Annotated in this window: 7 protein-coding genes; all 7 read right to left on the reverse strand. The window is 45.5% G+C overall.

Going from position 1 to position 8,358, the window contains the following annotated elements:
• Positions 1-13 precede the first annotated feature (13 nt).
• Complete coding sequence (locus G5B12_RS13390) at positions 14-1,867, reverse strand: extracellular solute-binding protein (RefSeq protein WP_174088469.1); 1,854 nt, start codon at positions 1,865-1,867, stop codon at positions 14-16.
• Between the two features lie 12 nt (positions 1,868-1,879).
• Entirely contained in the window at positions 1,880-2,698 is an 819-nt protein-coding gene (locus G5B12_RS13395) for an ABC transporter permease (RefSeq protein ID WP_021976528.1), read from the reverse strand.
• Positions 2,698-3,744, reverse strand: coding sequence for a spermidine/putrescine ABC transporter ATP-binding protein (potA, locus tag G5B12_RS13400; RefSeq protein WP_148448854.1), 1,047 nt, complete (start codon positions 3,742-3,744; stop codon positions 2,698-2,700). Before potA ends, G5B12_RS13395 begins: the two co-directional genes overlap by 1 nt.
• Positions 3,734-4,528 carry an ABC transporter permease gene (locus G5B12_RS13405; RefSeq protein WP_148448856.1) on the reverse strand — a complete coding sequence of 265 codons (795 nt, stop codon included), beginning with the start codon at positions 4,526-4,528 and terminating at the stop codon, positions 3,734-3,736. Before G5B12_RS13405 ends, potA begins: the two co-directional genes overlap by 11 nt.
• Positions 4,525-5,379 carry an ABC transporter permease gene (locus G5B12_RS13410; RefSeq protein ID WP_021976525.1) on the reverse strand — a complete coding sequence of 285 codons (855 nt, stop codon included), beginning with the start codon at positions 5,377-5,379 and terminating at the stop codon, positions 4,525-4,527. Before G5B12_RS13410 ends, G5B12_RS13405 begins: the two co-directional genes overlap by 4 nt.
• A complete protein-coding gene (locus G5B12_RS13415; protein ID WP_021976524.1) occupies positions 5,372-6,595 on the reverse strand; it encodes an ABC transporter ATP-binding protein in 1,224 nt (407 codons plus the stop codon). Before G5B12_RS13415 ends, G5B12_RS13410 begins: the two co-directional genes overlap by 8 nt.
• Before the next feature lie 242 nt (positions 6,596-6,837).
• Positions 6,838-8,148, reverse strand: coding sequence for a peptidase dimerization domain-containing protein (locus G5B12_RS13420; RefSeq protein ID WP_174088470.1), 1,311 nt, complete (start codon positions 8,146-8,148; stop codon positions 6,838-6,840).
• Between the last annotated feature and the right edge of the window lie 210 nt (positions 8,149-8,358).

An 8,358-nucleotide genomic window follows, 5' to 3' on the forward strand; every position in this document is an offset into this window, starting at 1 on the left:
CTCTGACGTCTTGTTATTTTGCTTTTACCTTGGTCCAAAGCTCTGCGAATTTCTGCTTGATCTTTGGCTTCTGGTATCCGAAGATTTCATTCTTTGGGTTGTCGATCTGCGGAATATAGGAATCAATTCCCTCATAAGTTCCGTTTTTCATCTCCTCGAACGCACTCTTTACAGTAGAAGTATATCCTACTTCTTCGGTATTGGAAAGAGCATTTTCATCATCCAGCATAAAATTGATGAACTCATGAGCCAGATCTACCTCATTACAGTCCTTGGTGATGACCATCGCATCATACCAGGTATTGGTTCCCTGCTTTGGAGTGTAATAATCAAGATCCGGATTCTCACTGATGATATAAGAAGCGTCACCGGAATAAACCACTGCCATTGCTTTGTTTCCGGAAATCATATTGTCGATGACATCATCTCCTGCATAGATTGGGTCCATGGTATCACGCTGGTTGATCAGCCATTCATAGGCTTCCTGGATCTCGCCCAGATCTGTGGTATTCATGGAGTATCCAAGTGCTTTCAGGGCGATCATAAAGGAATCTCGTTCGGAATCGTACATGTAAAGATTTCCTTTATATTTCTCATCGGTAAGAACATTCCAGCCCTCTCTATCCAGATCTTCCTGTGATACTACATTCTTATTGTAAAGGATTCCCACGGTTCCCCAGAAATACGGACAGGAATAGCGGTTGCCCGGATCATAGTCCTTGTTCTGTACTTCAGGGAGAAGATTCTTCTTATTTGGAATCTTTTTCCAGTCAATAGACTGAAGGTATTCTTCCTTAATCAGCCTCTCGATCATATAATCGGACGGTACCAGAACATCGTAGGTCTCACCACTGGCAAGTTTGGTATACATCATCTCATTGGACTCAAATGTCTCATAGACAATAGTACAGTTGTACTGTTTTTCAAATTTGTCGATCAGGCTCAGATCCATATATTCGCCGGCATTGTATACACGGAGTACATGACTTCCCTGGCTCACGATCGTCCATTTTCCAAAACCGATCACCAGAACCACTGTGGTAACTACTGCCACGATCTTTCTTGTTCTCGGATTCATCTTCTTTACTGTGGAAGCCTGAAGCTTCGGCAGTATCAGATTTGCAAACAGCAGCACCAGGACGATTACCACGATCACGATCGTTGACAGTGCATTGATCGTCGGATTGATACGCTTCGTCATATTATATACAACGATGGAGATATTTTTTACTCCATTTCCGGAAACAAAATAGGAAATTACGAAATCGTCAAAGGACATGGTAAATGCCAGAAGCGCTCCCGCAAAAATTCCCTCTTTGATCATAGGCACGATAACTTTTGTAAGGGCCTGATATGGCGTTGCACCAAGATCCATCGCCGCATTGGCCAGGTTAGGGTCCAGGTTTCGCACCTTCGGATATACACTGGTAATTACATAAGGCGTACAGAACGCGATATGTGCCAGCAGCATGGTCAGATAACCTTTCGTCATTCCCAGAGAAGAAAACAGAAGCATCAGACCGATAGCTGTTACGATCTCCGGGTTCAGGATCGGAAAGTTATTGATGGTAAGTACCAGTTCCTTCAGTACTTTTCTGGATTTGGAAAGGCCGATGGCTGTAATAGTTCCCAGCACTGTGGAAATAATTGTTGCCAGGATTGCCACTGTGACAGAAACATAAACTGCCTTGCTGATCTCCATGTTGTTGATCAGCTCCCCGTACCAGCGCAGGGAAAATCCTGTAAATCTGGTCAGGGACTTGGACGAGTTAAAGGAAAAAATCATAGTCACAAGGATCGGCAGGTAAAAAAATGCCAGACACAGCACTACATATAATTTTGAAAATATGGTATTTTTTCTTTTCATCTCCTGCCTCCTTTAATCGTCCTGGGTGTCCATCTTCTTCATCAGGCTCATAAAGATCAGGATGATCACTGCCAGGATCAGAGAAATGGCACTTCCGAAGTTCCAGTCACCTACGGAAATAAACTGTGACTCGATCAGGTTACCGATCAGCATGTACTGACCACCGCCAAGAAGCTTCGGAATAACGAAAGTTGAGATGGACAGAAGGAATACCATCATAACACCATTGACCACACCTGGCATGGAAAGCTTCCAGGTGACTTTCCAGAAAGTCTGGAATGGATTGGCCCCAAGGTCGTTGGCCGCCTCGATCAGTGATTTATCCATTTTACTTAAAGAAGTATGGATCGGAATGATCATAAACGGCATGAAGTTACAGACAAGGCCCACAATAACCGAAAAATCTGTATACATCATGGTGATCGGTGAAATTCCCAGCATTTTCAGAAGGTTGTTCACCAGACCATTGTCTGAAAGAATATTCATCCATGCATAAGTACGAAGGAGCATGTTGATCCACATGGGGATCGTAACCATAAGGATGAGAAAACTCTGCACCTTCTCGGAGTATTTGGAAATAATATATGCCAGCGGATATCCGCACACAAGACAGATCAATGTGGTCAGGATACCCAGACGAAAAGATTTCAAAATAACACTTAAATAAGTAGTTTCCAGGAATTTTGCAAAATTCGCCCATGTAAAATGTAAAGTCAGAACTTCATTTCCATCTGAGGTAAACGCATAAAGTACGATCAGGATCAGTGGTACCACGATCAGGATCGAAGCCCAGATGATGTACGGCTTGATCAGATGTTTGAACTGTTTCATTAGTATCCTCCCATTCTGCACATAACATGGATGTCCTCAGGACCAAACTTCAGTCCTACTTCACGTCCCACTGCCGCATAATCGGTAGTGTGCACCATGTATGTGCGAAGTTCCGTTTCGATCAGGATCTCATAATGCACGCCTTTGAACGTAATGTTCCGTACAGTTCCTTTGATCTTGGCCTGATCCGGTTCCACAATATCCAGATCCTCCGGACGGAGAACTACCTCAATGGCTTCGTTGTCCTCAAATCCCTTATCCACACATTCAAACTGGAAACCATCGAATTCCACCAGGAAATCTTTGATCATCGTTCCTTCTATAATATTGGACTCTCCGATAAAACCTGCCACAAAACGGTTCTCCGGCTCATTGTAGATGTCTGTCGGGCTTCCGATCTGCTGGATCTCACCGTTGTTCATGACAACTACTGTATCGGACATGGAGAGAGCCTCTTCCTGATCATGGGTAACATAGATGAACGTGATCCCTACTTCTCTCTGGATCTTTTTCAGCTCGATCTGCATCTGTTTACGGATCTTGGCATCCAGAGCTCCAAGAGGCTCATCCAGAAGAAGGACTTTCGGCTCATTGACAAGAGCTCTGGCAATGGCAACTCGCTGCTGCTGACCGCCGGAAAGAAGGGTGACGTCTCTTTTTTCGAAACCTTCCAGACCTACCATCTTCAGCATTCTTTTGACTTTCTGCTCAATGACAGTTTTATCTACTTTTTTCAGATTCAGGCCGAAACCGATATTGTCCATAACATTAAGATGTGGAAACAGCGCATATTTCTGGAATACCGTATTGATCTCCCTTTTATATGGAGGAAGCTTGGAGATCTCAATGCCGTTAAACAGCACCTCTCCACCGCTTGGTTCCTCAAATCCTGCGATGATCCTCAAGGTTGTTGTTTTTCCACAGCCGCTGGGTCCCAGAAGCGTAAGGAATTCGTTTTCGTGGATATCCAGGTTGATTCCCCGGAGCACCTGCTGGTCATCAAAATTTTTTGTGAGATTTTTTAACTCGATCAGTTTATTGCTCATCTCTCTTATTCCCCTTCCCGCGTTTTCCCATGATCAGATACACGGCCAGCACAAGGAGGATCACTCCCAGCATCATAGTACAAAGTGCATTGATCTCCGGCGTAACGCCTGTTTTCATCTGTGTGTAAACTTTTATCGGCAGCGTGGATACACGCGGACCGGTCACAAAAATGCTGATCACCACATCATCCATGGACATGGCAAAAGCCAGCAGAGAGCCGGATATGACAGCCGGCATGATCAGAGGCAGGGTAATGTCCCAGAATGCCCGGAAAGAACCGGCGCCAAGATCTCTGGCTGCCTCTTCCAGGGACGGGTCCATTCCCACAAGCCGTGCTTTTACTTCCATTAAAATATAGGGCACGCAGAAAACCGTGTGTCCGATCAGAAGTGTCAGCATTCCAAATGGCAGGTTCAGCATATAGAAAAATGCCATCAGTACCATTCCCAGAATGATCTCCGGGATCATCAGAGGCAGAATGGAAATGTACTCCATCACCCCTTTTGTTTTCCAGTGGATCCTGGAAAGTCCTACAGCCCCCAGCGTTCCGATCACTGCAGATACCCCGCAACTGGATATAGCCAGAATCAGGCTGTTTTTCAATGCCTGGATCAGATCTCTGTCATGAAACAGTTCCTGATACCATTTCAGGGAAAATCCGGTAAAACGCACCGGAAGTCTTGCTTCATTAAACGAAAATACCACTACCACGCCAATGGGCAGATACATAAGGAAAAACAGGATTCCCAGGTACAGTCCTGAAAGTTTTGAGTTCTTTTTCATCCGATTCCCTCCAGTTCCTTCACATTGGTGATCTTCCTGTACAGTACGATCATCAGCGTGGTCAGTATCATCAGTACTACCGCCAGTGCCGCGGCAAAAGGCCAGTTATTTCCTCTTGTCATCTGCTCCTGGATCAGGCTTCCAACCAGTACGATCTTGTTTCCGCCCAGGATATCCGCAATAAAAAACAAGCCCATAGATGGAATAAAGGTAAGGATCACTCCGGAAAGAAGTCCCGGCAAAGTCAGCTTAAAGGTAACACTCCAGAAAGCTTTCCATCTGCTGGCTCCCAGATCTCTGGCTGCCTCCACCAGTGACCAGTTCAGTTTTTCCGCACTGGAATACACGGACAAAGCCATAAACGGCAGCAACACATAGATCATACCGATCACAATGGCAGGATAGCTGTACAGGATTTTTAAAGGCTCCTGAATGATGCCAAGTTTCATCAGCAGATAGTTCAAAAGACCCTTTTTCTGGAGAATGATGATCCAGCCGTACAGACGGATCAGAGAATTCACCCAGAAAGGCAGCATCAGGAACAACATGGCAAGCTTCTTTTTCCCCTCGGAAAGCTTTGCCATAAAATACCCAAATGGGTAACCTACCAGGCAGATGATCAGGGTACTGGTGATGGCAAGGCGAAAAGATCCCGTAAAAGTCTGTAGATATACCGGTTCCAGGATCTGTTTATAGTTATCCAGTGTAAATTTCCAGTTCACACCATAGCCGCCGTCTGCCGTGAAAAAGCTCAGTGCGATCACATACAGAAGGGGCAGCGCAACGAAGATCAGTGTGAAAAGATACAGCGGCAGGATCATCCATACGGAGCCTGCACCACGCTTACGCATTGGTGCCTCCCTGGTCCACCAGTACGGCATCTGTGGGAAGAAAACAGCAGCGCACCTTTTCTCCTACGCTGACGTTTGTATCAATGCCATAACGACTTGCCACGATTTCCTGGCCTTCCGAGGTTTTCAAAACAACACGGAGCTGGCCGCCGGCGAAAGTTTTTTCCACAACTTCGGCGATTAAGCCATAGCAGCTATTGTCTGTGTTCTTTTCTGCAGATTCGTGTGCACTCTTTTGTGTGTTTTCTAGTGTGTAATTCTGCGTGCTTTCTTGTGCATTTTCTTTATTTTCCTCAAATCGGATATTTTCACTTCTTACTGCGATGGTGACCTTTTCTCCTTTTTGGGGCAGATATCCTTTATCCGGTTCGGCAGTAATATTAACGTTGTTCATCGATACTTTGACTTTTCCGGCATCCGTTCTTACTGTGATCTGATCAGAAGCACCATCTGTTCTCTCTGGATCAACGCTTTCCACAACACCGGTAAGGATATTTGCATTTCCCACAAACATTGCCACATAGCTGGTCTTCGGATGATTGTAGATCTCATCCGGCGTTCCGATCTGCTCAAAGCGGCCGTGGTTCATCACTGCGATCGTGTCGGACATATTGATAGCTTCTTCCTGGTCGTGAGTGATATAGATAAACGTGATCCCCAGTTTCTTCTGCAGGCGTTTCAGCTCATGCTGCATGGCACGCCTCAGCTGCAGATCCAATGCCCCAAGAGGTTCATCCAGAAGAAGGACTTCCGGATTGTTCACAAGTGCTCTGGCAATGGCTACACGCTGACGCTGACCGCCGGAAAGTTCTGAAGGCTTTCGCTTCTCAAATCCGGAAAGCTGAACCAGTTCCAGCATTTCTTTTACCCTTCTGCTGATTTCCGCTTTCGATGTTTTTTTCAGTTTCAGTCCGTAACCAATATTATCTGCAACATTCATATGGGGAAAAAGTGCATAGTTCTGGAAAACCGTGTTCACATTACGCTGGTTCGGTTCCAGGGATGTCACATCTTTTCCATTCAGAAAAACCTGTCCGGAATCTGGCTGTTCCAAGCCTGCGATGATCCGCAGTGTGGTGGTTTTTCCACAGCCGGAAGACCCCAGCAAGGTAACAAATTCTCCTTTTTTTGCTGTAAGACAGATGCTTTCCAGGACGTCCTCCCCTTCCTGGAAGCTCTTTTTTATATTTTTGAGTTCTAATGAAATTTCGGACATTTAACTCTCCTTCTATTTACTATTACACAGATATTTCTATCTCTTTTTCAAATATGAACCTCACTTGTCTCAACACTTATCGCTCTGTGCGTTTACAAATATCTGAGTTATGAGGCATGCGGATATCCATCCCCCGCAGGGAAATTTCTTGATGCAAGATTGCTTATTGCACCCACTCAGGGGACTTCTTTGATGCAAGATTACTTATTGCACCCACTCAGGAACTTCCTCGATTCGGTTAACTACTCATTCTCATGGAAATTATCCCTTATATACTGACAATAAGTTTCTTTATTAAATACCGGTTTAAATTCCCGACAGATTTTTTTTGCTTCTTTTGCCTGATCGCAGAGAAGGTGATACGTAGTCAGTGCCAGAAGTTTGGCTGGTTTGATATAAGCCAGTTCTTCATCTATGATCCGAAAATCTGCCCCGTGAAGTTTTCCCTCAAATCCTCCAAATGTGAAATTCAGCACAGGAAACAGATGGGTCAGATCTCCCACATCGGTACAGGCATTGTTAAAATCTGCCGGCTTTGAGCACCGGTATGTCGCATCCAGAAGCTTTACGGATTCCTCCATCACTTTGTCTGCACCTCTGTGCAGGATCGGCATATATCCCTGAAGCGGTTCTCTTTCAATCTTTCCACCAAATGCATAGGCAGCTCCGTCATAAGCGCGGTCCATTTTTTCCTGAGTTGCGCGTATCGCATCAAGGGATGCCGCACGGACTTTTGTCTCGATCACCGCTTCGTCCGGAACCGCATTGATCACATCTCCGGCTTTTCGGATCACGTTATGAAGGCGCACATGGTCTTCCTCCCGGAAAGTTTCCCGCATCAGTCCCATCATCTGAATCGCACTGGAAGTAATGCTCAAAGCATTTACTCCATCCCAGGGATCAATGGCTGCGTGCGCCGCTTTTCCTCTTACTGTGACACGCTCTGCGGAAAATCCATTGCAGGCTGCATTCCCCAGATAAAAGTCTTCTTCTACCGGCATCATGTGTACATGTGTGGTCATAATAATATCCGAATGATCAAATTCTCCAAGCCGGATCAGCTCGCTTTTTCCGGATGCCGGAAAACCGATTCCCTCTTTCCGGAGCCGTGCACGTTTATCTGCATCAATGTATTCTTCCGCCGGAACGGCAAAAAAAGATACGGACCCAGACAGAGAGGCTTGAACCTCCTCATTGGTCAGTGCCAATGCTGCGCCGATCATGGCTGCAATCTGTGCGTGGTGTCCGCATGCATGTGCTGTCCCGTTAACGGGATCAGCCATCGGATGCGACTTACATCCGATGGCATCAAGTTCTCCAATAATAGTAACATTCGGTCCGTCCTGTTCCATCCACTCTGCGCGGACCCCTGTGCGTGCAAGTCCTCCATGTACACGAAGTCCCAGACCACGCAAAAAAGCCGCTACGTGTGCGGCTGTTCTCTCCTCATAAAACCCCGGCTCCGGATGACTCTGGATATCCTTCGCAAAGGCTATGATCTCGTCTCTGTGTTCATCTATTGTCTGAATGATTTTTTCTTCAATATAATTCATGTTGCATAACCTCCATTTTCCGCAGGTTAAGCTATATGATATCATAAAATAGTGGGTTTGGAAATAGGTATTTTGTGGAGATACACGACAAACGCATGAATGGTTAGCAACTGCAAATTCTATTTTTTTCTACTTTTTAAGCTTCTAAAAGCTCTTCTAAATACTTAATTGGACGCAAACTTACTACGAACCTTTTCTTTCTCATTGACA

Source organism: Blautia sp. MSK.20.85 (assembly GCF_013317245.1).
Taxonomy (GTDB): domain Bacteria; phylum Bacillota; class Clostridia; order Lachnospirales; family Lachnospiraceae; genus Blautia_A.